The following is a 24,840-nucleotide window of genomic DNA, read 5'->3' as shown; positions in this document are numbered from 1 at the left end:
CATACACTCCCGTACCCGGTAAAAAGCCGAGAACCGCGCCAGCCAAGGTGCGCCGCCACAAGCGGTCAGCGCCCTCGAAGCTGCGCCAGCCACACCACCCCTGGAGCCTAAAGCCACATCATGAATGCACCCCTGCCCGACCATATCTTGCGTGCGCTAGAGACCGTCACGCTGGACGATAAATACGCGCTGGACAGCGGCCGAGCCTTCATGAGCGGGGTGCAAGCCCTGGTGCGCCTGCCAATGCTGCAACGCACTCGCGACGCGATGGTGGGCCTGAACACCGGCGGCTTCATCAGCGGCTACCGCGGCTCGCCGCTGGGTACTTATGACCAAGCGCTGCAGGCTGCGAAGAAGCATCTGGCCAAGCAGAACATCGTGTTCCAGCCCGGCGTCAATGAAGAACTGGGTGCCACCGCGGTGTGGGGCACACAGCAGCTCGACCTCTTCCCCGAGAAGAACAAGTTCGACGGCGTGTTCGGCATCTGGTACGGCAAGGGCCCGGGCGTGGACCGCTGCATCGACGTGTTCAAGCACGCCAATATGGCCGGCACCGCCAAGCATGGTGGCGTGATCGCGGTGGCGGGTGATGACCACATCGCCAAGAGTTCCACCGCCGCGCACCAGAGCGACCACGTGTTCAAGGCCGTGGGCTTCCCGGTGTTCTTCCCCACCAGCGTGCAAGACATTCTGGACATGGGCTTGCACGCGTTTGCGATGAGCCGCTTCTCGGGCCTGTGGTCGGGCCTGAAGACGATTCAGGAAATCGTCGAAAGCTCTTCGTCCATCAGCGTCGATCCGGACCGCGTCAAGATCATCATGCCGGAGGACTTCCAGATGCCCGAGGGCGGACTGCACATCCGCTGGCCCGACGCGCCGCTGGAGCAGGAAAAGCGCTTGATGGACTACAAGTGGTATGCCGCCTTGGCCTATATCCGCGCCAACAAGCTGAACTACAACGTCATCGAAACCAAGCAAGACCGCTTTGGCCTGATCGCCAGCGGCAAGGCTTATAACGACACCCGCCAGGCCCTGCATGACCTGGGCCTGGATGACGACACCTGCCGCCGTCTGGGCATCCGCCTGCACAAGGTCAATGTGGTGTGGCCGCTGGAAGCCACCATCACGCGCGACTTCGCCGAAGGCCTGCAAGAAATTTTGGTGATCGAAGAAAAGCGCCAGATGATCGAATACCAGCTCAAGGAAGAGCTGTACAACTGGCGCAGCGATGTGCGCCCGCATGTGCTGGGCAAGTTCGACGACCATGAAGGCGAAGGCGGCGAGTGGAGCCTGCCCAACCCGAGCAGCAACTGGCTGCTGCGCCCGCAAGCCGACCTGACGCCGGCCATCATCGCCCGCGCCATCGCCAAGCGCCTGAAGAAGCTGGGCGTGGATGCCGATGTGATGGCGCGCCTGGATGCCCGCGTGGCCATCATCGACGCCAAGGAAAACGCCCTCAAGGCCGAGGAAAAGACCGCCGGCGGCGCCGACCGCACGCCCTGGTTCTGCAGCGGCTGCCCGCACAACACCTCCACCCGCGTGCCCGAGGGCTCGCGCGCCGTAGCCGGCATCGGCTGCCACTACATGGTCAGCTGGATGCCCGGCCGCAACACCGCCACCTTTACGCAAATGGGTGGTGAGGGCGTGCCATGGGTGGGCCAGTCGGCCTTCACGAACGAGAAGCACATCTTCGCCAATCTGGGCGACGGCACCTACTTCCACAGCGGCCTGCTGGCAATCCGCCAGAGCATCGCCGCCGGCGTCAACATCACCTACAAGATTCTCTACAACGACGCCGTCGCCATGACGGGCGGCCAGCAAGTCGGTGAGCGCGCCGAAGGCCACACCGTGCTGCAAATCATGCAAAGCGTGACGGCCGAAGGTGTGAGCAAGCTCTGCATCGTGACGGACGAGCCGCAGAAGTACCAAGGCGTGTCCCTGCTGGCTGGTGTGAGCGTGCATCACCGCGATGAGCTTGACGCCGTGCAGCGCCAGTTCCGCGAGATCCCCGGCACCAGCGTCATCATTTACGACCAAGTCTGCGCCACCGAAAAGCGCCGCCGCCGCAAGCGGGGCAAGCTGGTGGACCCGGCCAAGCGCGTGGTCATCAACGAGCTGGTGTGTGAAGGCTGCGGCGACTGCTCGGTGCAATCGAACTGCCTGTCGATCGAGCCGGTCGACACCGAATTCGGCCGCAAGCGTCAGATCAACCAGAACAGCTGCAACAAGGACTACAGCTGCGTCAAAGGCTTCTGCCCCAGCTTCGTCACCGTGGAAGGTGGCGAGCTCAAGAAGCCCAAGAAGGACAAGAAACTCAGCCCCTTCGACAGCGCCAAGCTCGGCGCCATTCCTCAACCCGTTGTGCCAAATGCCGAGAAGGCCTGGGGCATTGTGGTGGGCGGCGTGGGCGGCACCGGCGTCATCACCATCGGCCAATTGCTGGGCATGGCTGCGCACCTCGAAGGCAAGGGCGTGATCACGCAGGACGCGGCCGGTCTGGCGCAAAAGGGTGGCAGCACCTGGAGCCATATCCAAATCGCCAACAAGGCCGAAGACCTGCACTGCACCAAGGTCGGCACGGCCGAGGCCAAGCTGGTGATCGCCTGCGACTCCATCGTTGCCGCCAACAAGGCCACCCTGGCCGTGATGCGCGAGGGGCACACCTATGTGGCGCTGAACACCCACGGCTCGCCAACGGCCAATTTGGTCAATGACGCCAACTGGTCATTCCCCGGCGCCGCTTGCGAAAGCGCTGTGCTGGCCGCCGTAGGCCAAAGCCATCTGGGCATGTTTGATGCCGAGGAAGTGGCCGTCAAGCTGGTGGGCGATTCGCTCTACACCAACCCGCTGATGCTGGGCTATGCCTGGCAGCAGGGCCGCATTCCGTTGAGCTATGCCGCACTGATGCGCGCCATCGAGCTCAACAATGTGCAGATCGACAACAACAAGATCGCCTTTGAATGGGGCCGCCGCTGCGCCCATGATCTGGCCGCCGTGCAGGCCTTGTTTGTGGCCACGCAAGTCATCAACATCGTCAAGCGCCCGGGCGTCGAAGAGCTGGTGAGCAAGCGCGTCGCCTTCCTGACCGACTACCAGAACGCCGCCTATGCCGCCGCCTACAAGGCACTGGTCGACAAGGTGCAAGCCGCCGAGAAGCCGCTGGGCGGCAGCCAGCTGAGCGAGGCCGTGGCGCGCTATCTGTTCAAGCTGATGGCCTACAAGGACGAGTACGAAGTCGCCCGCCTGCACACCGACAAGCGCTTCACCGACAAGGTGGCCGCGCAGTTCGAGGGCGACTACAAAATCATCCATCACCTCGCGCCGCCGCTGCTGGCCAAGAAGAACGAGAAGGGCGAGCTGGTCAAACAGCAGATGGGCGCCTGGATCCGCCCGGCCTTTGGCCTGCTGGCCAAGCTCAAGGGCTTGCGCGGCACGGCTTTCGACATCTTCGGCCACACCGAAGAGCGCAAGACCGAGCGCGCCTTGATCAATGAGTACCGCGCCAGCATCGAAGCCATCCTGGCCAAGGGCCTGACGGCCGAGCGCCTCAAGCTGGCCGTGGACATCGCCCGCATCCCCGAGGAAATTCGCGGTTATGGGCATGTGAAGGAGCGCCACCTCAAGGCGGCTCGCGCCAAGTGGGCGAGCTTGATGGGGCAGTGGCAGGCTTGAAGCAGAGCCGGGGCGGCTGCCCCGGCGGCACCGCAGCAGCCTTAAGCGCTCGCCGCCAGCCGGCCGGCGCGCTGCTGCAGTTGCTGCCACAGGGTGGCGCCCACAGCCAAGGCCAGCAGCGGCAGCACCAGCAGATTGACCGCTGCCCAGCCCTGGCTGGCGTAGAGCGCGCCGGCAGCCAGTGAAGCGCCCGCCACGGCCGCGAAGGTGATGAACTCACCGGCGGCCTGGGCGCGGGCCCGGTCCACGGCGGAGTCGGCCGCGAAGCCCTGGGCCAGCAAGCTGGTGCCGCCCACAAACATCAGGTTCCAAGCCAGGCCATTGAGCGCCAGCGCAATGCCGAAATGAAGCTGCGTCAGCCCCAGCAAAGCGGGCAAGGCGGCCAGGCCGAATAGCGCGGTGCCCAGCAGCAACACTCGCTGCACACCCCAGCGCGCCACCAGCTTGCCGCTGAAGAAGCCCGGCGCAAACATGGCGAACAAATGCCACTGGATCACCGTGGCCGCTGCGCCCACACTCAGGCCGCAGCCCAGCACGGCCAAGGGCGTGGCCGTCATCACAAACATCATCACGGCATAGGCCACTGCGCTATTGGCCACCGCCACGATGAAAGCCGGGCGGCTGACGATGCGCCGCCAGGGTGTGGCGGCCTGGCCGGCCGGCAATGCGGGGGGCGCGGCCATTTGCAGCCTGACCAGCACCAGGCTAGAGAGCAACGCCAAACCCAGCACCGCCAGGTAGGAGCCGGCAAAGGTGTGCGGCCCTAACGCATCCCGCGCCCAGGCAGCCAGCGTGGGGCCCAGCACGGCCGCGAGCACGCCGCCGCCAATCACCAGGCCAATGGCCCTGGCCTTGAAGTCGGCCGCAGCCGCTTCGGTGGCCGCAAAGCGGTAGTACTGGGCGCTGGCCTGGAACAAGCCCTGGAACAGCATGGCCAGGCAAAACAGGGTGAAGCTGCCCCGCACGATGGCCCAGGCCGCCAGGCCTCCGCCCACGCCACCGGCCAAGGCGCCCAGCAGGAACAAGGGCTTGCGCCCCCAGCGCGCCATCGCCAGTGACACCGGGATGGTGCTGCAGGCCGTGGCCACCGTCACCAGGGCGAAGGGCAAAGTGGCCAGTGCCTGCGAGGGCGCCAGATTCAGGCCCACCAGGCCGGTCAGCGTCAGGCCGATGGCCGAGGCGCACACATAGAGGGCTTGGCACAAGACCAACAGCCAGACTTGCAGTTTGGATTCATTCATGCGTCCAGTCTAGGCAGGCGTAGCATGTCTGTTCTGACAACATCACCGCAAATTCAGCCATGCCAGAAACTCAAGCCAACACGGCCGCTCGGCGCAGCCGCGTCATCGTGCTGCTGGCCTACGAGGGCTGCCAGTCGCTCGATGTGACGGGCCCCTGGGAGGTCTTCACCAAGGCCGCGCAGTTCAGCGCCCGCGAGGGCCAGGCACCGGCCTACCGGCTGATCTTGGCCTCGCCCAGCGGCGGCACGGTGCGCTGCAACTCGGGCCTGAGCTGGGCCGACTCCGTCCCCATTGCCGAGCTACGCGGCAGCATCGACACCTTGCTGGTGGCAGGCGGCGACGAACAGGCCTTCGACACCGGCGGCACGGCACACGCCCTGCTGCCCTGGCTGCGCCGCAAGGCCCGCGTGGTGCGGCGCGTCGGCAGTGTGTGCACGGGAGCGTTTGCCTTGGCGGGCGCGGGCTTGCTGGAGGGCCGGCGCGCCACCACGCATTGGCGCTCCTGCGCGGCCTTGGCGCGCCAGTACCCCGGCATTGCGCTGGAGCCCGACGCCATCTTTGTGGCCGACCCGCCGTTCTACAGCTCGGCCGGCATCTCGGCCGCAATTGATCTGGCCCTGGCCTTGGTGGAGGCCGATCTGGGTCAGGCGGTGGCACTCGCGGTGGCGCGCGACCTGGTGCTGTACTTGCGCCGGCCGGGCGGGCAATCGCAGTTTTCAGCCGGCCTGCAGGCGCAGACGCGGGCCAGCCATCGCTTCCGGGATCTGCTGAGCTGGATGCATGAGCATCCGCAAGCCGACCTGGGCGTGGCCGAACTGGCCCAGCGTGTGGCCATGAGCGAGCGCCACTTTGCGCGCCAGTTCCGGCAGGAAACCGGGCAGACCCCGGCGCGCTTTGTCGAAGCGTTGCGGCTGGACTGCGCCAAAAGCCATCTGGAACAAACGCCCTGGCCGCTGGCCCGGGTGGCGCACAAGGCGGGCTTCGGTTCGGTGGACAGCTTGCAGCGCAGCCTCAAGCGCCACGCCGGCATCACGCCGGAGCAATACCGGCAGCGCTTTTCCAGGCAGGCTTAGGCTTTGGCGGCGTTGCTGCTGCCGCTGCTGCGCGCCGTGTTCAGGCTCAGCGCCAGGCCTTCAAACATCGCTTCCAGCAGGGCCAGCTTCTTGCGCGCTTCCGAGCGCTTTTTGGAGGCTATGGCCTCGATGTCGATGAAGGGCTTATCCAGCGCGCTCAACTCGTAATTGCCGTCAGGGCGCTGCACCGCCTCCATCTCCGTCCACATCTGGTCGTAATTGGAGGTGATGTGCCAGCGCCGCCACAGATTGATGCTGATGCGGTTGTGGTTGCTGACCAGCAGCACTTTTGAGCAGCCCAGCAAATGAGCGAAATGCCTGGCCGCCAGCACCAGCAAGCCGGCCGGGCGGGTGCTGTAGAGGTCTTTGGTGGCTTCGCGCACCAGCTCGCGGGCCTGATCGGTGGCCTTGCCTTGCAGGCGGCCCAGCATCAGGCAGGGCTGCCCCTCTTCCTCGAACACCACCAGGGAAGCGGCAAAGATGTACTCACCCTTGTAGACCAAGCGCAGGCACAACTCCCCTTCGCGGTGACCTTCGTGAATGGCGCTCAGCTCCAGTGCCATGTTGGCGCCGGACTTGCACGCCAGCTGCACCAAGGGCTGTGGCTGCTGCGAGGCGTCGCGCACCCAGTCGCTCAGACCGAAGTCGCTCAGGAAACGGTAATGGGCAATCAAGACATCGACCCGCTTGGCGCAGCACAGGCGGTTCGACAAATAGGGGCGGTAGATCTTGCTGTGTGCGAAGGGGAACTGCGCCAGCTTGTCTTGCAGGATCTCGTTCTGGCCGACGAACTGCAGCCAGCGCCGCGTTTGCCGCGGATGCAAAAGGCTGCCGATGAGAATCTTGGCGCGATCCTTGGGCTTGAGGGCAACCGGTTTTGAGTTCATGCAGGCGCTGACGGGGCTGAGGCAAACAGGCGCTGGGCGGATGCCTCGCGCGGTGTTGAATTGTCCCTGACTTTGCCGGCGCTGCGGGTGGGCCGCCGGTTTGATTTCGCCAGGCCCTGAGCGCCATTGCCGCGGCTCTGCCGCAAGAGGCAACACCCGCCTGCTACGCTTGCCGCCTCCGCCATCTTTTCGCTCATCACTGCATGCCCGGGTCCTCCTCCAACCTCTCCGTCATCAAGCCGCTGCGGCTGCTGTTCATGAGCCTGAGTTTGCTGCAGCCCGCAGCATCCGCCTGGGCCGCGCCGCGGCTGCAGACCAGCGCCGAAGGCATCAGCGAATACCGCTTGACCAACGGCCTGCAAGTGCTGCTGGCGCCCGACGACTCCAAGCCCAGCACCCACGTCAATATGACTTACCGGGTCGGCGCCAAGCATGAGAGCTACGGCGAGGCCGGCCTAGCCCATTTGCTGGAGCACATGATCTTCAAAGGCACGCCGCGCCACCCCAGCCCCTGGGCGGATTTCAGCCGCCTGGGCATCAATGCCAATGCCAGCACCGGGCACGACCGCAGCAATTACTTCGCCAGCTTCGCCGCCGATGAGGCCAAGCTGCGCTGGCTGCTGGCCTGGCAGGCCGATGCCATGCGCAACAGCCTGATCCGCCAGTCCGACCTGGATGCCGAGATGAGCGTGGTGCGCAGCGAGATGGACATCAGCGACGGTGATCTCGACTTCAACCTGGAGTCACACGCCTTGGCCGCCATGTACCAGTGGCACAGCTATAAGCGCCCGGTGATCGGCACGCGCAGCGATGTAGAAAACATCAAGGCCAGCCAGCTGCGCCAGTTCTATCGCCGCTACTACCAGCCCAGCAACGCCACGCTGATCATCAGCGGCAGCTTCGAGCCCATCAAAGCGCTGGCCTGGGTGCAACAGAGCTTTGGCGCCTTGCCCGCGGGGCCAAGTACCGGTGAAAGCGCCGCAGCACCACGCCACACCCTGGAAGCCGCCCAGGACGGCGAACGCAGCGTGGTGATCCGCCGCAGCGGCGGCGTGGCCGCGCTGCGGGCGGCCTATCACGCCACGGCCGCCGCGCACCCGGACTATGCCGCCATCGAGCTGCTGCAAAACATCCTCAGCGCCGCCCCAGGCGGGCGGCTGGCCCAACGCCTGGTGAGCGAGCGCAAGCTGGCCAGCCGCATCAGCGCCAGCAATGAGCTGCGTGCCGAGCCCGGCGTGATGATGCTGACGGCCGAACTCGCGGCAGGCGCAGATCCCGCCGAAATGCAGCGCGAAATGCTGCAGGTGCTGGAAGAAGAACTGAGCACCAGGCCCATCACCGCGACAGAGTTGCAGCGTGCCAAGACCCGCTGGCTCAACCAATGGGAGCAGCAGTTCGCCGATGCCGAGAGCCTCAGCCTGGCCTTGTCCAACGCCGTGGGACAGGGCGACTGGCGGCTCTACTTTCTGCTGCGGGACCGCGTCAAGGCGCTGAGCCTGGCCGAGCTGCAACGCGTGGCCCGCGAGCGCCTGCTGCCCGCCAATCGGACCCTGGTGCTTTACCTGCCGACCGAACAGCCGCAGCGCGCCCCCAAGCCCAGCTTTGTCGATGCGGGCCATGCCCTGCGCGACTTCAAGCCCGGCCCGGGCCCCGCCGCCGTGCCCGCCTTTGACACGCGGCCGGCCAAGATCGAGCGCCTGACCCAGCGCAGCCAACTACCCGGCGGCATGCGCCTGGCCCTGCTGCCCAAGCCCACACGCGGCGGCATGCTGGAGTCAACGCTTGTGCTGCGCATGGGCGATGCCAACAATCTGCGCGGCCAGGCGGCGGTGGCGGAACTGCTGGCCGGCCTGCTGGGCAAGGGCACGCAAAGCCTGGATGCCCAGGCCCTCAGCGACCGCATGGACGCCTTGAAGATGAACTTGCAAATCAGCGCCGAGGCCGATCGCCTCACGCTGAATTGGCGCAGCCAGCGCCAGCATGCCGCTGCCGCCGTACAGCTGGTGGCCGAAGTCTTGCGCCAGCCCTTGTGGCAGCAGACGCTGCTCGATGAGGTGCGCGCGCAGCTGCTGGGCAATCTGCAAACGCAGCGCAACGACCCGGAGCTGCTGGCCGCGAATGCGCTGGCGCAGACGCTGAGCCCTTGGCCGCGCGGCGATGTGCGCCATGCCCGCAGCTTTGACGACATGGCGGCCGATCTGCAAGCCGTCAGCCTCGATCAGCTGCGCGACTTTCACCAGCGCTTTTACGGCAGCACGCACGCGCAGTTCGCCGCCGTGGGCGACTTTGATCCCGCCGAGCTGAGCGCGGCCCTGCAGCAAGCGCTGGGCGACTGGCAAGCCCCCGCCGCCTACGCCGCCCTGCCCCGCCCCTTGGCCGATGCCAAGGTTGAGGCCGGTGCCCCGCAAGCGCTGCAACAGCTTCTGCTGGCCGACAAGCGCAATGCCGCCCTGCTGGCGCGCTTGGACCTGGCAGTGAACGATGAGCACGCCGATCACGCAGCGCTGTTGGTGGCGAACCTGATCCTCGGCGGCAGCAGCGATTCACGCCTGTGGAAACGCATCCGCGAGCGCGAAGGCCTGTCCTACAACGTCTGGTCTTACTGGCGCTGGGGTGGGCCGGACCTCAACAGCGTCTGGCATCTGGGCGCCTTGTTCGCCCCGCAGCAGCGCGCGCAGCTGGAGCAAGCCCTGCGGGAAGAGGTGCGCCAACTCAGCCAACAAGGCGCCAGCGCGGCCGAGTTGCGCAGCGCCCAGCAAGCCCTGCTGGGTGAGCGGCGCCTGGCCCGCATGCAAGACGCCCACCTAGCCGCCAGCTTGGCCAGCGGCCTGTATCGCGGCCACAGCCTGCTGCGCGCCCAAGCGCTGGACGAGGCCATCCAAGCGCTCACGCTGACGCAGCTCAACGCCGCCCTGCAGCGCCATTTACGCGTCGATGCCTTGCGCCTGGCCTACGCGGGCGAGATCAATTAGCGCCGACATCCCAGAACGGCAACTCCGCATCGAAGCGCTGCGCCAAGAAGTCGATGAAGCTGCGCAGCAGCGCCGGCTGGTGGCGCCGGCTGGTGTAGACGGCGTGCAGGCCCAGGCATTCGGGCTCATGCTCGGGCAGCACGCGCTGCAACTCGCCGCTGGCCAGAAAAGGCCCGGCCAGATAGGTCGGCAACAACGCGATGCCGCCCCCGGCCAGCGCGGCACGCAGCAGCGTCACGCTGTCATTCGCGCTCAGGCGGATCTGCGGCAGGCTGGCCACCACGCGCTCGGCGCCGCGCTGCAAGCGCCAGGCATCGGGGCTGTAAAGCTGGTGCGCCATGCAAGCGTGATCCATCAAATCGGCCGGTGATTGCGGCTGGCCTTGCGCGGCCAGATAGGCCGGGGCCGCGCAAATCGCGGAGCGGCACCAGGTCAAGCGCCGGGCAATCAGCTGCGGGTCGAGCTGATTGCTGATGCGCAGGGCCAGATCGATGCGGTCTTCCACCAGATTGACCGCGCGCTCCTGCACCAGCACCTCGATGCGGGTCTGCGGGTGCTGGCGCAGAAAGTCCACCACCGCCGGCGCCAGCGGGCCTTGCGCAAACGAGGCACTGGCGCTGACGCGTAACTGTCCCTGCACCGTTTGCTGGTGGTTGCCGGCCGCCTGCAGGGTTTCGTCGGCCAAGGCCACCATCTGCCGGCAGGACGATAAAGCTTGCGTGCCAGCCTCCGTGAGGCTGAGGCGCCGGGTACTGCGCTGCAAAAGCCGGGCGCCCAACCACTGCTCCAGCGCCTCCAGATGGCGCGAGGCCATGGCGCGGGACATCTGCAAATGCTCGGCCGCCGCGGTCAGGCTGCCGCGCTCCACCACCTCAACAAACAACTGCATGGCCCGCAATCTGTCCATGGTCACCACCTTGATTCGATCGATTTAGGAAACAAACAGTCTATCCAATCGCTGTTTATCTTGCGATTCAGAGCAAATAAAGTTCATCCATCGCAACACAACTGATTGGACAGACCATGTTTTCGACCCAAAACCCAAGCCTGCGCCGCCTGCTGAAGTCCTTCGGCATGGGTGCCCTGTTCGCCGCCACCTTGAGCGCCGTGCAGCCCGCCGCCGCCGCTGAGCCCGCCCCGCTGACGCTGACCGTCATCAACCACGGCCCGGCCAGCTTCCATGTCAACTCGGTGCTGGTCAGCGGCGCCAAGGAAGCCGTGCTGCTGGACACCGGCTTCACCCGCGCCGACGCCCTGCGCGTGGCCGCCGCCGTGCTGGACAGCGGCAAGAAGCTCAGCACCATCTACATCTCGGCCGCCGACCCGGACTACTACTTCGGCCTGGAAGTGCTGCACGCCGAATTCCCTGACGCCAAGATCGTGGCCAGCGCCGCGACGCTGAAAAAGATTGAAGCCTCGGTGAAGGGCAAAGTGCAGTTTTGGGGCCCCAAGCTGGCTGGCAATGCGCCGCGCCAACCGGTGCTGCCCGTGGCCATGACGGGTGAGACCCTGACGCTGGAAGGCCAGAGCCTGGAAGTGCGCGGCCTGCACGACAGCCTGGCGCATCGCAGCTATGTGTGGATCCCGTCCATCCAGGCCGTGGTGGGCGGCGTCAACATCTTCGGCGGCCTGCACGCCTGGACCGCCGACACCCAAACCAGCGCCTCGCGTGCCGACTGGGTCGCCAAGATTGACGCCATCAGCGCGCTCAAGCCCGTCACCGTCGTGCCCGGCCATATGTTGCCCGGCACCGCTCAGGACGCCTCGTCGCTGCGCTACACCCGCGACTATCTGGTCCGCTTCGAGTCCGAGTTGCCCAAGGCCAAGGACGCTGCCAGCTTGATCGAGACCATGAAGACCGCCTACCCGCAAGCCGGACTGGGCATCGCCCTGGACATCGGCGCAAAGGTCAACAAGGGTGAGATGAAGTGGTAAGTTAGGCCGCCACGGCTGCTGGCGCGGCTTCAACAGGCATGGCCAAGGCGGACTTGATCGCGCTCAGCAGCTGCGCCTCTAGCACCGGCTTGTGCAGCACCAGCAAGCCGGCCTCATGCGCCTCGCGCAAACGCTCCGGGCAGGTGTCGCCGGTGATCAGGATGGCAGGCAGCTGCGGCAAGGCGCTGCGCAAGGAGCGCAGTGCCTGCAGCCCTTCCTCGCCGCCCTGCAGGCGCAGATCGGTCAGCACGATGTCGGGCCGGCGCTGCAGGCTAGTCAACACGGCCTCGCGGGCGGTGCTGGCCAGGCTGACCTCGGCCCCATGGCTGTTCAGCAAAGCCTGCATGGCCTGGCGCACCGGCGCCTCGGCCTCCAGCACCAGCACATGCACATGGGGCAGTTGCGCCAGAGCGGTGGCCGCACCGGCCTCGCCGCCTGGCGCAGCGGAGGGCAAGGCTGAGCTGGCCACTGCCACGCTGAGGCTGAAGCAGCTGCCCTCACCGGGTTGCGAGCGCAGGTCGAGGTGCAAGTCCAGCAAATCAACCAAACGGCTGACGATGGACAAGCCCAGGCCCAGTCCCTTGGCGCGGTCACGCTCAGGGTTGCCGATTTGGTAGAACTCCTCGAACACCTGGCTCTGCTCAGGCAGGGCAATGCCCACGCCGGTGTCGCATACATCGATGCGCCACAGCCCCGACTCGCCACTGCCCGCCTGCACCACGTTCACATCGACATGGCCCTGCTCGGTGTACTTGATGGCGTTGTCGATCAGATTGCGCAGGACCCGCTCCAACAAAACCGGATCGGTGTCCACAAAGGCATCGGCCGGGCAGTTCAGGCCCAGGACCAGGCCCTTGGCCGCCGCGGCGGTGCGCATTTCCTGGCACAGGCGTTGCAAGGTCTGGGCGAGCGAGATGCATTGGCTATTGACCGGCACCACTTGCGCGTCGAGTTTGGAAATATCCAGCAAGGCGTCCATCTGCGCGGTCAGCGATTGCACGGCCTGATTCATCTGGCTGGCAATCGACGAAGTGGCCGCATCCAGCGGCCGCCGAACCAGGGCCGAACCGAACAGCGACAAGGTGTGCATGGGCTGGCGCAAGTCATGGCTGGCCGAGGCCAGAAAGCGGGTGCGTGATTGCATCGCCGCCTGCGCCTGCTGCAACGCCAGGCTGAGCTGCTGATTACTCTTGGCCTGGGCTAGGCGGATCAGCACCGAATCGACGAACACCCGGTGACCATCGCGCGCCATCACGGCCAAGACGCCCGCAAAACCCAGGATCAGCATGCCCAAGGCCCAGTCCATCCACCACAGCTGATGTGAGGCCGAATGGAAAAACCAGGCCAGGCTGTTGAAGAAAGACAGCGGCAGCATGAACACCAGCAATACCGGCCAGTAGCCTGCCGTGGACGCCACCGCGCCCGCGCACAAGCCCAGCAAGAGGATGGTTTGCACCATGCGCTCGTAGTCACTCATCCAGGGCGTAAACAGCAGGGTGAGGCAGAACAGCAGACCGCAAAAGCCGCTCAGGGCGGTCACCCAACTCAAGCGCTTGCGCACGCTCAGCTGATGCAGATCGGGTAGCAGGCCCAGCACATACCAACGCAGTGCCAGCACCGCCAAAACGGCCAACACCCAGGCAGCGCTCAGCGCTTGCGTGACCGCCGAATTGCCGTAGGCCGCGATGGCGCCGAGCAGCACGGCGCTGAGCCCCACCGGCACGGGCATGCGACGGCCCTGGCGTGCCAGGAAACGGAGCAATTCCTCATCGACCGCTAGTTGCTCTTGCGAGCCATTCGAATTCATGACGGGTCCCAAACAAGCGCTCACGGCGCTTCGCGCGCGCGGCCAAGCGCCGCACTTTGCAAAGCCACCGAGCATACTGCCCGCGCGACTGGGCGAGACCGGTACGAACACCCCAGTTTGGGTGTTCTGACGCACGCACCGAAGGTGAATACTAACGATTCAAGTCGGCGCACGACTGATGCTGCCCCAAAGCTGCGTTCAGCCCCTCGCTGAGGGCGCCCTGCGCACGCAAACCCAAAGCCTGCGCATGAACGGTCGGCACAAAAAACTAAGCCGACAATCGCCACCCTTGCGGGCTTTGATTGTCGGCATAGCACTCCTCCCCTCGATCAACACGCCGAGGTCCAGGCGGCATGTCAATCTGGTGCCCAGTATTCCCCGCGCTTGGCGCCACCGCTATCCCTCTCAAGAGGGATGCCGAAAGACATGGGCCTGCGCGAACAGGGCTCGCCTCAGGCAACAGCCACGCGTTTGACTTGTTGGCTGTCCCGTAAAACTGCGTCAAGCAGGTCCAGGTAATAGGCCAAGGGCGGCGTGCGCTTGCCGGGGTGCTTGGCCAGATCGTCCCAGCGGCGCAGCTGCAAGGCCCGGCTGGCATGCGGCTGAGCCAGAAAGAGCAGGCGCTCTTCCGCATTCATCGGCCCACCTTGCAAGGCCAGCGAATGGCGTGAGGCCAGAGACAAGCTCTCGCCATAGCTTTCATCGGTGGCCACCAGATAGCGCTTGGCTTCCACATGCAGGCTGATCGGCTCCAGCACAGCGGGACCAAAGCCTCCACCGGAAAGAAAGGTTAGCGCCCGCAACTCATGGTGATCATTGCGCAGCGCATCATCGGCGGCGCCATCCAGCAACTGGCCCAGGTCATGCAAAAGGGCGGCCGCCACCAGGGTGTTGTCGGCATGCGCCCATTCGGCCAGTTGAGCGCATTGCAGCGCATGGGCTTGCGCAGTCACCGCCTCCCGGCGCGCCAGCTGTTCGCCGCTGTAAAGCGTGGCGCCACGGCGCTCGAACAAGGCTTCGATCTTGCAAACAATATCCATCTCACAACCCCTTAACTGCAGCCGCTATCTTGTGCCGCCGCCTGTGACCAGGGCATGACATGACCCCGCGGCTGCGTCAGAGCTACCAGGGGTGTTCAAATTCACTGAACCTTGGCGTCAAGCGGGGTGAATCCGCGCTCAGGCGCCAGGGTTCACACTAGCGTCAAGTCAACACAGCTCAGACAGGGTCTTCGCCATGCGTCATCAGATCGCCACGTCCTCAGCCGCCACCCGCTACAGCGCCCCCGCGATTGCCCTGCACTGGCTGCTGGCGGTGGCGATCATGGGAGCCTTCGGCATGGGCTTGTACATGGCGGATCTGCCCTTCTCCCCCAATCGGCTGAAGCTCTACAACTGGCATAAATGGGCTGGCGTCACCATCCTGGCCCTGTCAGCCTTGCGCCTGCTCTGGCGTTTGAGCCACAAGCCACCCGCCGATTTGCCCATGCCGCGCTGGCAGGCTTTTGTGGCCCACATCACCCATGGTCTCTTGTACGCGCTGTTTTTCGCCGTGCCTCTGGTCGGCTGGGCCTATAGCTCGGCGGCGGGCTTCCCCATCGTCTGGTTCGGCGTGATCCCCTTGCCAGATTTCGTCCCCAAGGACAAAGCCCTGGCCGATCTGCTCAAAGACGCCCATGAACTGCTGGCCTGGGCGATGGCCTTGCTGGTGCTGCTGCATGTGGGCGGCGCGCTGAAACACCACTTCATCGACCGCGACGGTCTGGTCCAGCGCATGCTGCCCGGCCGTGGCCGTTGAACCTACTCGTTGTCCAAGGAGTCCTATGAACACCGCCCGAATTTTGCGCCGCTCTACCCTGAGCGCACTCGCCTTGAGCAGCGCCCTGCTGCTACCCGCATTTGCCGCTCAAGCCCAGGCCAAGCCCGCCGCCGCGCCGGCTGCTGCTGCCGCGACACCAATTCAATTCTTGGCCGCCCAGAGCCAGCTGAGTTTCATCAGCAAGCAGATGGGTGTGCCGGTGGACGGCCACTTCAAGCGCTTTGACGCTCAACTGGCCTTCGATCCGAAGAAGCCCGAAGCCGGGCGGGTCAGCTTCACCATCGACTTGGCCAGCGTCAGCTTGGGCGCGGCCGAATTTGATGCCGAATTGGCCAAGCCGGCCTGGTTTGACAGCAAGAAGCTACCCCAAGCCAGCTTCCAGAGCAGCGCCATCAAAGCCATCGGCGGCGGCAAGTTTGAAGTCAGCGGCAAGCTGAGCATCAAGGGCCAGAGCCGCGACATCGTCGTGCCCATCACCCTGACGCAAGCCGGCAAGCTGAGCACCGCCACCGGCAGCTTTGTACTCAAGCGCCTGGAATTCAAAATCGGCGACGGCGAATGGGCCGACACCTCCATGGTGGCCAACGAAGTGCAAGTGAAGTTCAAACTTGCCTTCAACGGCGTGGCCGCGCTGTAACCACGCCGCGCCACCTTACTCGATTTCTCTCTGTTCGATTTCCCTCGCACCACCTCAACCCACGCAATCAAGAAGGAACCATTCATGAAGACAGCAGCTTTTTTCATCGCCGCACTGAGCCTGTGCGGCCTGGCCCAGGCGGAACCCGCCACCTACACGATCGAGCCTACCCACACCTTCGTGACCTACGAGATCCTGCACTTCGGCACCTCGACCAACCGCGGTCGTTTTGACAAGAAGGAAGGCACGGTTCAGATCGACAAGGCCGCCAAGACCGGCAAGGTCGAAATCAGCTTCGACATCGCCTCGGTGAACACCGGCGTGCCTGGCATGAACAAGCATTTGCAAGGCGACGACTTCTTCTCGTCCGACAAGTTCCCCACCGCCAAGTTCGTCGGCGACAAGTTCAGCTTCAACGGCGACAAGGTCAGCGAAGTGCAAGGCCAGCTGACCCTGAAGGACAAGACCGCACCGGTGACCCTCAAGGCCACCCATTTCAACTGCTTCCAGCACCCCATGCTCAAGCGCGAAGTCTGTGGCGGCGACTTTGAAGCCGTCATCGACCGCACCCAGTGGGGCATCGACTACGGCCTGGCTTACGGCTTCCCCAAGAACGTCAAGCTGGTCATCCAGGTCGAAGCCGTCAAGCAGTAATCTGCTTCGACTCCGGCGGGGCTGCGTACCTCCTGCGCCCCGCCAGCACCGTCAAGCATTGGCCCGTCCCCCTACCCAGGGGCACGGGCCTTGTTTTTTGTCGGCAGAGCGCCACGGACTATCGCCCGGATCTGCATTTCAGCCGTTTGGCGCCACAGCGCATCGCCTACACCGGGCTGAGCCCGCCTGGCTTGCGTACAGTGCGAACAAACGACGAAGCTAGGTCCCCCTCCCATGAACGCTGCCCCCCTGCCCCCAACAATCTACTCGCGCTGGCAATCTTTCGCCAAAGCCGTGGTGGCGGGTTTCCACGTTTATGCCAGCTGGCTGGTCAGCATCAGCTGGCGGCGCTTTGTGGTCTTGTCGCTGGCCCTGATCATTGCGGCCAATATCCTGCAAGATCTGCCCCCCTTCACCTGGCGCATCAAGGAGCAGGTGCTGTTTGACGAGCCGGTCAGCCAGCCCGAACCACCCGCTCCGCCCAGCAGCAGCAAGCCCATCAAAGCCGTCCCCAAGCTGGACAAGCCCGTCCACTTCGAGATCAGCATCGACGACAAGGGCGTGCGCATCTCGCCGCGTAAGGGCGCCGCGCCTGCAACTGCGGCCAGCGCGAGCGCATCCGCAGCCTCGGGCAATGAGGGCGAGGCCGACGACAGCCTGCCTGGCGTGCGCATCGACCTGCCGCAGGGCGCCGACACGGAGCAAATCCGCAGCGCGATCGAAGAGGCGCAGCAAAGCATCGAGGAATCCGTCAAAGACGCCCGTGAAGCGGCCCAAGAAGCCGCGCGTGAAACCAGGGACGCCGTGCGCGAAGCCACCCGCGGCACCCGCAAGCGCACCACGGTGATCAGCCTGGGGGACTTTTTGTCCAATCTCTCGGTCTTGCTGGTGCTGGCCTCGGCCATCATCAAGATCACTTACAAGGGCCGCATCCAGGCCGAAGTCAAGGCCGCACAAGCAACCGAAACGGCCGAGGCCGAATCGCTCAAGCGCCAGGTGGTGGAAGCCCGCATGGCCGCCATGCAAGCCCAGGTGGAGCCGCACTTTCTGTTCAATACCCTGGCCTCGATTGATCACTTGATCGAAACCGACCCGCCGCGCGCCTCCATCATGCAGAAGAACCTGATCGCCCTGCTGCGCGCCTCCATGCCCACCATGCGCGAGGCCAATGCAAGCGGCGTGCGCGACCTGGGCCGCGAGTTGGCCGTCATCAAGCCCTATCTGGAAATTCTGAAGGTGCGCATGGAAGAGCGGCTGAACACCGTGATCGATGTGCCCGATGGCCTGCTGTCCGCCGAGTTCCCGCCCATGATGATGCAAAGCCTGGTGGAAAACGCCATCAAGCACGGCCTGGAGCCCAAGGCCGAGGGCGGCACGCTGACCGTCAAGGCCGAGATCTTGCACGGAAAGCTGGCCGTCAGCGTGGCCGACACGGGCTTAGGCTTCGGCCGCGCCGCCACCGCCGGCACCGGTGTGGGCCTGGCCAATATCCGCGAACGCCTGAACCTGCTGTACGGCGCCAAAGCGGCCGTGTCCATTACAGAAAACCAGCCCTCGGGTTGCGTGGTGTGCATCACCGTGCCCTACCGCAGCCGAGGCTATGAAGGAGCGCAAGCATGAGAGCGATTGGCAATGTCTTCAAGGTTCTGATCATCCTGGCCATCGGCATGGCGCTGCTGGCCATGCTGACCGGCGGCGCGCTCTGGCAGGCCTTCTCAGACATGCCGGGCATCCACGTCAGCGTCAACGGCCAGGAGCTGAACATTGAGGGCAGCGACTTCTTCGGCGACAGCGTCAGCGCGCTGGCCATCTGCGTGCTGGCGGGTGTGGTGATTTGCATCGCCCTGCCCTTGGTGCTGCTGCTGAGTTTGGGCCTGCCGCTGCTGATCCTCGGCCTGGTGCTGGGCGGCTTGCTGCTGGGTGCTTTGAGCCTGGGCAGCCTGCTGGCCTCGCCGGTCCTGGTGATGCTGCTGCTTTTGTGGCTGCTGCTGCGCTCGCCGAAGAAGGCGGCACCGCCCTCGCCGCTCGCTAGGCCCGCCAATCCCACCAAAGCAGGCTGATTCAGTCAGAATCCACAGCCTACTTGCCTGACAGTGTGGGCCACCACACTCACCATCCACTCATCCCCGCACCATGAATCAAAGCAAATCCGTACGCGCCATTCTTGCCGACGACGAGCGCCTGATGCGCGAGCAACTGCGCAGCCGGCTGATGGAAGTCTGGCCCGAGTTGGAGATCGTGGCCGAGGCCAAGAACGGCATCGAGGCGGTGGAGTTGGTGCGCCAACATCGCCCCGAGCTGGTGTTTCTGGACATCCGCATGCCCGGCCTCACCGGCGTGGACGCCGCCCGCCAAATCGCCCAGCTGCCCGAGGATGATGATTGGCTGGTGCCCGAGATCGTCTTCATCACCGCTTACGACCAGTACGCCGTCGAGGCCTTTGAGCAAGGCGTGGCCGACTATGTGCTCAAACCAGCCGAGCGTGAGCGCCTGCTGGTGACGGTGGATCGGATCAAGAAGCGCCTGGCGCTCAAGCAGGCCGATGGCGAAGCTGCCGATGAGTCTTCCGCCGCCCGGGCCAGCGCGCCGCTGCAGCAGCTGCTGCACAAGCTCTCATCCCAGCTCAACCCCGGCGGCGCACCCAAATACCTGCAATGGATCCAGGCCACGGTGGGCCAGGCGATTCAGATGATTCCGGTGGAAGACGTGCTCTTCTTCATCAGCGACGAGAAATACACCCGGGTGCAAACCGCCCGCGTTGAAGCCCTGATCCGCAAGCCGATCAAAGAGCTGGTCGATGAGCTGGACCCCGCCCTGTTCTGGCAGATCCACCGCTCCACCCTGGTCAACGCCCGCGCCATCGACGGCATCACCCGCGACTTCCGCGGCCGCCAGATGGTGGGCGTCAAAGGCGTGACGGAAAAGCTGGAAGTCAGCCGCAGCTACACGCAGTTGTTCAAGGGTATGTAAGAAGGACCGAGGCCGGCCTCGGCCGTGAGGCTGAGTGGCCGCCCGCTGCGGGGCTCAATCAGGCGAAGCGCTGCCCGCTGAAGCCGGCGCATCGCCATCGACTTGCACAAACCTGACCTGCCCGCGCCCGCCCGCCTTCGCTTCATAAAGCATTCGGTCCGCGGCATCGATCAAATGGCCGGGCTCATCACCTTGGGCAGGCTGGGCCGCCGCAGCGCCCAAGCTGATGGTGACCACGGGGGCCACACTCGAGCCCTCATGAGGAATCGCCAGGGACCGCACCGAGGCTTCGAGTTCTTGGGCCTTATGGATCGCGCCCTCCAGCGGGGTTTCCGGCAGAAGACACACAAACTCCTCGCCGCCATAACGGGCTAACAAATCAGCAGGCCGCCAGATGCGCGATTTCATGGCCGTAGCCACCGAGGACAAGCAGTAGTCGCCCATCGGGTGGCCATAGATGTCGTTGAAGCGCTTGAAGAAGTCCACGTCGATGAAGACCAAGGACAGCGGCAGCGCGCTGCGTGCGCAACGACGCCATTCCTTGAGCAGGGTGCTGTTGAAATGGCGCCGATTGCTCAGGCCGGTCAAGGCATCTGTTCTGGCAATCCGCCGCAAAAGATCGGACTTGGTTTTGAGCCGCAACTGGGTGTTGACCCGGACCAGCACGATTCTCGGATTGAAGGGTTTGGAAATGAAATCGGCCGCACCGGCATCCAGGCCCAGGGCTTCATCATCGACGCTGGAACTGGCGGTCAGGAAAATGATCGGAATGTTCTGCGTCTCCGGGTCGCCCTTCAACTGCGTGCAGACCTCCATGCCGCTCATACCGGGCATCACCATATCGAGCAGGATGAGGTCCGGCGGGTTCATTTTCACCATGCTCAGCGCCTGCGCGCCATTCGTGGCGACGTACACCTCGTAGCTGACCTTGAAGAGCTGATAGAGCGACTGCAGCACCGTCGCCTGATCATCCACGATCAAGATCGATGAGCGACGTGATGGCGGCAGCGGGTTCTCCTCAACGTCGTCCGGCAAGTCCACGAACCCTGATTTCACAATGATGCTTTCCTAAGTTGTTGCAAGAGCTTGGCCGCCTGCTGAAAGTCGAGCTTGGCCATGGCCGCGTCAAGCCCCGCCAAGTCTGCGCTGAACACCTTACCCAAGTCTGATCGCAGGGCCTCAAACGCTTCGCTTGCGCGCATATTTCCATCATGCAAGAGTGCAAGCAGCTCCTCAAGTCGCTGCGGCAAATCTTCGCTCGCCGTTGTAAGCGAAGTGGGCGCGGCTACGGCCTGATCCTGCAGCGGTGCGTGTTGCGCCAAGTAGGCCTCAAGGGCGTCGACCGTCTGCTGCACCACAAGCTCCAAACTGCGCAGCAGATCGTCAATGAAGGGTCGAGCCAAGCCAGTTGCGCTGACGGCTTGTGCTTGAACTCGCTCCTCGGCTTTGCTTGCCACCTCCGCCAGCAACACCGCGCCGGTCATGCCTGCATTGCCTTTGATGGTGTGCAAGAGCCGGATTGCCGCGCTGCAGTCCCGACTGCCTTCTTCGCGCAGTTGTTGCGGCAAAGAGGCCAGCGAAGCGATCAGGTGGCGGATGCTGCGCTGCAATAGCGCCTCGCGGCCGCCGTAGCGGTAGAGCGCCAGCGGCATATCCAGTACGGTCGGTCCAGCGGCGGCGGTTTCGTCCCGGGATGGCCGCGCTGCACTGTCGATGGTCAGCGGGTTCGAACGCTTGACATGGTGCCTGACGACCTCGATCAATTCGGCGAAATCCATCGGCTTGCCGATGTGCTCATTCATGCCGGCATCGACACAGGCTTGGCGGTCGGCAGGCAGGGCATTGGCCGTCATGGCGATGATGGGCAGCGCCGTCAACCCAAGCTCGCGGCGGATCAGGCGGGTGGCCTCATAGCCGTCCATCTTCGGCATCTGCACATCCATCAACACCAGGTCAAACGGCGGCTTTGCCGCCCTCACCGCATCAACAGCGGCCTGACCATCCACCGCCAGCGAGACTTTGGCACCTTCGTCAATCAACAACTCCGTGGCCACCTGCTGATTAAGAGGACTGTCTTCCACCAACAAGATGTGCAAACCCTGGAGCTGCATGGCGCTCACATGGCTGGAGCGGGTGGCCACTTCTCCAGTCGATTTCACTCTGGCGCGGGCTTCGGTGACAGCCTCCAAAAGCATCGAGGGGGTCACCGGCTTGATCAGAAAGCCGTCCAAGCAATCGCTGGACACTTCAGACTTCTTCGCCAACACCTCGCGCTCATGCGCGGTCACCATGATCAGCACCGGCGGCTTGTCCTGGGCAAGATGTCGAATCCGCTCGCACACCTCCAACCCGTCCATCTCCGGCATGCGCCAGTCCACCAGCACCACATCGAAGGGGTGATTGTTCGCAGCAGCATCGGCCACTTGGCGCAGGCCCAGCGGGCCGCTATCAGCCAAATGCATTTGCCAACCGAACGTTCGCCCGTAGGTGGAAAGCAGCTCGCGCGACAGCGCGTTGTCGTCGATGGCCAGCACCCGCAAGGGCTGTGGTGAAGGCGCGCTGGGGCGCGCTTCATCGACCGCCGCAGTTCGATCAAACATGACGTCAAAGCCGAAACAACTGCCCTTGCCCAGCTCGCTCTGCACGGTCAGAACGCCGCCCATCAAGTCCACGAAACGCTGGCTGATCGCAAGACCCAGCCCCGTGCCGCCGAATCGTCGGGTGGTTGAGGCCTCGGCCTGCGAAAAGCCTTCGAAAATGGTTTGCAGCTTGTCCGCCGGAATGCCAATGCCGGAGTCCTGCACCGAAAACTTGGCCCTGACACGATGTTCATCCTTGGCAATCGAATCGACGGCAATCACGACCTCACCCTGGCTGGTGAACTTGATCGCATTGCCGGCCAGATTGATCAGGATCTGCTTGAGGCGCTGGGCATCTCCGATCAAGTCATTGGGCATCTGGGCGCAGATCTTGAACAAGACTTCGATGTTCTTTTCGCCGATGCTGGCCGACACGATCACCGCAAGATCGTCGAGCAACTGGCTCAAGCTGAAGGGCTGCGGATCCAGCGTCATCTTGCCAGCGTCAATCTTCGAGAAGTCGAGGATGTCATTCAGTATCGATAACAGCGACTTGGCGGCCAACTGCGACTTCTCGACATAGTCGAACTGGCGCGGCGTCAGGTCGGTACGCCGCATCAACTGAAGCATGCCTAAGACAGCGCTCATCGGCGTGCGCAGCTCGTGACTCATATTGGCGAGGAACTGGCCCTTGGCCGCACTGGCAGACTCCGCCTGACGCGTTCTGAGCTCAAGCTCTTCGTTCAAGCCTTGCAGCGTGACCTGAGCCTGCTTGACTTCGCTGATGTCTGACACCAGCACGAAAAATCCTCGCAATGCCCCGCCATCCATGTCGGGCACATAGTGAGTCCAGGTGTAGCCCGTCGACCCATCGGCTTTCGTCAAGGTCCCCTCGAATTGCTGGGCCTCACCACGCAGCACCGCCTGGATATACGGGGCGTTCTTGGCAAACAAATCTGGCCCCAACAATTCGACCATCGAAATGCCGCTCATCTGCTGATGCGTTCTGCCAAACCACTCCTGGTAGCCACTACTCGAAAACCGGCAATGCAAACTCGCATCCCAATACGCCACCAGGCCAGGCAGCACATCGACGAGGATGCGCATAAACCGGTCGCGCTCGATCAGCCCGGCCTGTGCCTGCTTGCGATCCGAAATATCGAGGTGGGTGCCGAACATCCACTCGGGCTCGCCGCCCGCAAGCCTTGACTTCAGGCTGCCACGCGCCTGAACCCAGACCCAGTGGCCCGCGCGGTGCCGCATTCTCAGCTCGACGTCGTAGTAGGCACTTCTGCCTTCAAAGTGCGCCGTCAAGGCGTTCCTTGCTTTAAGCAAATCCTCATCGTGGCAAAGCCGCTGCCAGGTCGTGACATCGGTGGGCGCCAGTTCCGCCAAGGTGTAACCCAGCATGCTCGCCCACTTCGCGTTCAGCTTCAGCGCCCCGGTCTGGACATTCCACTCCCAGATTCCCGCGCCAGTGCTCTCGATCACCGAAGCCAGAAACTGGCGCTCGTCGTTCAGGGTCTGCTCGGCGGCAACGGCGTCGGTGATGTCCTCGACCGAGCCCACGAAACCAAGCAATTCATCATCCTGGCCAAGCACGGCCTTAGACCAGGCGCGCACATTGCGAACCACGCCCGGTGCCGGAACAACTCTGTAGACCTGCTGAAAATCTTGACGCGCCCGCAAGGTCCGGCGCAACTCCTCCAGCATGTGATCGCGATCATCAGGGTGCAGGGTCTGGCTGTAGCCGGAGCCCAGGCTTTGCGCCAGCGTCAGACCATGAATTTGCTGCCAGCGCGCATTGGTGTAGATGCACTCGCCAGCGGCATTGGCGCTAAAGATGCCCAGCGGCGCAGCATCGCTCAAAGCTCGAAACTTGGCCTCGGTCTTATAAAAGGCAAGGGCATCGCGGCGGCGCTCCAGCGCGGCGGCGGCGGCCTTGGCGAGCAGTTTCAGAATGGTGCGCTGGTGATCATTGAGGTGTCTGGGCTTGCGATCAATCACGCACAGGGTTCCGACCTTTTCACCGCTGCTCAGTGTCAGGTTGGCGCCGCAGTAAAAGCGAATATTGGGATCGGTGGTGACCAAGGGGTTGCTTGCAAACCTGGGGTCATCCGTCGCGTTGTCGATCTCAAACAGATCGTCTTCCAGGATGGCGTGCGCGCAGAACGCAATGTCACGCGGCGTTTGCTCTGCGCCAGGCAAGCCCACATTGGCCTTGAACCATTGGCGGTCCACATCGACCAAGCTGACCAGCGAAATCGGCACCTCGCAAACAGCCGCCGCGGCCTGCACCAGCGCATCAAACTCCGCCTCCGGCCCCGTATCAAGGACGTCCAGCCCCACCAAAGCCTTGATGCGCGCAGGCTCGTCCTTAGCTAGCAGTGCAGCAACCATAGTGATCCAAAGCTCAGTCCCGATATCGTCCCATTATTGACGCGAGGGAGCGGAACAAACGCCAAATCTTGACGGAGCGCTGGTTTTTGGAAACCGGCAACGCCAAGCGTGACGCAGGCTCTTTGATGCGAAAGCACGCAAGCTTGGGCAGGCCCGCACCTTGAGTTGGCCAACGGCTCGGGGACATGCCAGTGT

17 protein-coding genes are annotated in these 24,840 nt (G+C 64.1%); 10 read left to right on the top strand and 7 right to left on the bottom strand.

Annotated features, from left to right (window positions below; genetic code table 11):
• Positions 1 to 120 precede the first annotated feature (120 nt).
• A complete protein-coding gene (locus AABB87_RS15075; RefSeq protein WP_341972002.1) occupies positions 121 to 3,672 on the top strand; it encodes an indolepyruvate ferredoxin oxidoreductase family protein in 3,552 nt (1,183 codons plus the stop codon).
• A gap of 41 nt (positions 3,673 to 3,713) precedes the next feature.
• Here the strand turns inward: AABB87_RS15075 and AABB87_RS15070 are convergent, their stop codons facing one another.
• Positions 3,714 to 4,913, bottom strand: coding sequence for an MFS transporter (locus AABB87_RS15070; RefSeq protein WP_341972001.1), 1,200 nt, complete (start codon positions 4,911 to 4,913; stop codon positions 3,714 to 3,716).
• 59 nt (positions 4,914 to 4,972) lie between these two features.
• Here AABB87_RS15070 and AABB87_RS15065 point away from each other — a divergent pair, with 59 nt between their 5' ends.
• On the top strand, positions 4,973 to 5,986 hold the full coding sequence (locus tag AABB87_RS15065; protein ID WP_341971999.1) for a GlxA family transcriptional regulator: 1,014 nt from the start codon (positions 4,973 to 4,975) through the stop codon (positions 5,984 to 5,986).
• Here AABB87_RS15065 and AABB87_RS15060 read toward each other — a convergent pair.
• Positions 5,983 to 6,873 (bottom strand): VirK/YbjX family protein, encoded by an 891-nt coding sequence (locus tag AABB87_RS15060; protein WP_341971998.1) that lies wholly within the window; start codon positions 6,871 to 6,873, stop codon positions 5,983 to 5,985. The genes AABB87_RS15065 and AABB87_RS15060 overlap by 4 nt on opposite strands.
• Before the next feature lie 203 nt (positions 6,874 to 7,076).
• Between AABB87_RS15060 and AABB87_RS15055 the strand changes: the two genes are divergently transcribed.
• Entirely contained in the window at positions 7,077 to 9,845 is a 2,769-nt protein-coding gene (locus tag AABB87_RS15055; protein ID WP_341971997.1) for a M16 family metallopeptidase, read from the top strand.
• Here the strand turns inward: AABB87_RS15055 and AABB87_RS15050 are convergent.
• Positions 9,838 to 10,752: a LysR family transcriptional regulator gene (locus AABB87_RS15050; protein ID WP_341971996.1), complete on the bottom strand. Its 915-nt coding sequence runs from the start codon at positions 10,750 to 10,752 to the stop codon at positions 9,838 to 9,840. The two genes, AABB87_RS15055 and AABB87_RS15050, sit on opposite strands and share 8 nt — an antisense overlap.
• A 167-nt stretch (positions 10,753 to 10,919) precedes the next feature.
• Between AABB87_RS15050 and AABB87_RS15045 the strand changes: the two genes are divergently transcribed.
• The gene (locus tag AABB87_RS15045; RefSeq protein WP_445944876.1) at positions 10,920 to 11,780 is read left to right on the top strand and encodes an MBL fold metallo-hydrolase; all 861 of its coding nucleotides are present in this window, start codon (positions 10,920 to 10,922) and stop codon (positions 11,778 to 11,780) included.
• A 1-nt stretch (position 11,781) separates the two neighbouring features.
• Here the strand turns inward: AABB87_RS15045 and AABB87_RS15040 are convergent, their stop codons facing one another.
• A complete protein-coding gene (locus tag AABB87_RS15040; protein ID WP_341971994.1) occupies positions 11,782 to 13,587 on the bottom strand; it encodes an ATP-binding response regulator in 1,806 nt (601 codons plus the stop codon).
• Positions 13,588 to 14,039: 452 nt separating this feature from the next.
• The gene (locus tag AABB87_RS15035) at positions 14,040 to 14,627 is read right to left on the bottom strand and encodes an HD domain-containing protein (protein ID WP_341971993.1); all 588 of its coding nucleotides are present in this window, start codon (positions 14,625 to 14,627) and stop codon (positions 14,040 to 14,042) included.
• A gap of 196 nt (positions 14,628 to 14,823) precedes the next feature.
• On the opposite strand from AABB87_RS15035, the gene AABB87_RS15030 reads away from it, so the two are divergent.
• The 6 genes from AABB87_RS15030 to AABB87_RS15005 all read left to right on the top strand — a co-directional run bounded on the left by AABB87_RS15030 (position 14,824) and on the right by AABB87_RS15005 (position 19,666).
• On the top strand, positions 14,824 to 15,384 hold the full coding sequence (locus tag AABB87_RS15030; RefSeq protein ID WP_341971992.1) for a cytochrome b: 561 nt from the start codon (positions 14,824 to 14,826) through the stop codon (positions 15,382 to 15,384).
• A gap of 25 nt (positions 15,385 to 15,409) precedes the next feature.
• Positions 15,410 to 16,042, top strand: coding sequence for a YceI family protein (locus tag AABB87_RS15025; RefSeq protein ID WP_341971991.1), 633 nt, complete (start codon positions 15,410 to 15,412; stop codon positions 16,040 to 16,042).
• A gap of 84 nt (positions 16,043 to 16,126) precedes the next feature.
• Positions 16,127 to 16,696 (top strand): YceI family protein, encoded by a 570-nt coding sequence (locus AABB87_RS15020; protein ID WP_341971990.1) that lies wholly within the window; start codon positions 16,127 to 16,129, stop codon positions 16,694 to 16,696.
• 234 nt (positions 16,697 to 16,930) lie between these two features.
• The gene (locus AABB87_RS15015; protein ID WP_341971989.1) at positions 16,931 to 18,316 is read left to right on the top strand and encodes a sensor histidine kinase; all 1,386 of its coding nucleotides are present in this window, start codon (positions 16,931 to 16,933) and stop codon (positions 18,314 to 18,316) included.
• Positions 18,313 to 18,756 carry a hypothetical protein gene (locus AABB87_RS15010; protein WP_341971988.1) on the top strand — a complete coding sequence of 148 codons (444 nt, stop codon included), beginning with the start codon at positions 18,313 to 18,315 and terminating at the stop codon, positions 18,754 to 18,756. Before AABB87_RS15015 ends, AABB87_RS15010 begins: the two co-directional genes overlap by 4 nt.
• Positions 18,757 to 18,829: 73 nt before the next feature.
• The gene (locus AABB87_RS15005; RefSeq protein ID WP_341971987.1) at positions 18,830 to 19,666 is read left to right on the top strand and encodes a LytR/AlgR family response regulator transcription factor; all 837 of its coding nucleotides are present in this window, start codon (positions 18,830 to 18,832) and stop codon (positions 19,664 to 19,666) included.
• 54 nt (positions 19,667 to 19,720) lie between these two features.
• Here AABB87_RS15005 and AABB87_RS15000 read toward each other — a convergent pair whose 3' ends face one another.
• Positions 19,721 to 20,722 carry a diguanylate cyclase gene (locus AABB87_RS15000; RefSeq protein ID WP_341971986.1) on the bottom strand — a complete coding sequence of 334 codons (1,002 nt, stop codon included), beginning with the start codon at positions 20,720 to 20,722 and terminating at the stop codon, positions 19,721 to 19,723.
• Positions 20,719 to 24,645, bottom strand: a complete 3,927-nt coding sequence (locus tag AABB87_RS14995; RefSeq protein WP_341971985.1) for a response regulator — start codon at positions 24,643 to 24,645, stop codon at positions 20,719 to 20,721. The genes AABB87_RS15000 and AABB87_RS14995 overlap by 4 nt, the downstream gene beginning before the upstream one ends.
• Positions 24,646 to 24,840 lie beyond the last annotated feature (195 nt).

Source organism: Roseateles sp. PN1, assembly GCF_038419725.1.
GTDB lineage: Bacteria > Pseudomonadota > Gammaproteobacteria > Burkholderiales > Burkholderiaceae_C > Paucibacter_A.
The sequence above is the reverse complement of the archived record's forward strand: the minus strand, read 5'-3'. Positions and strand labels throughout refer to the sequence as shown.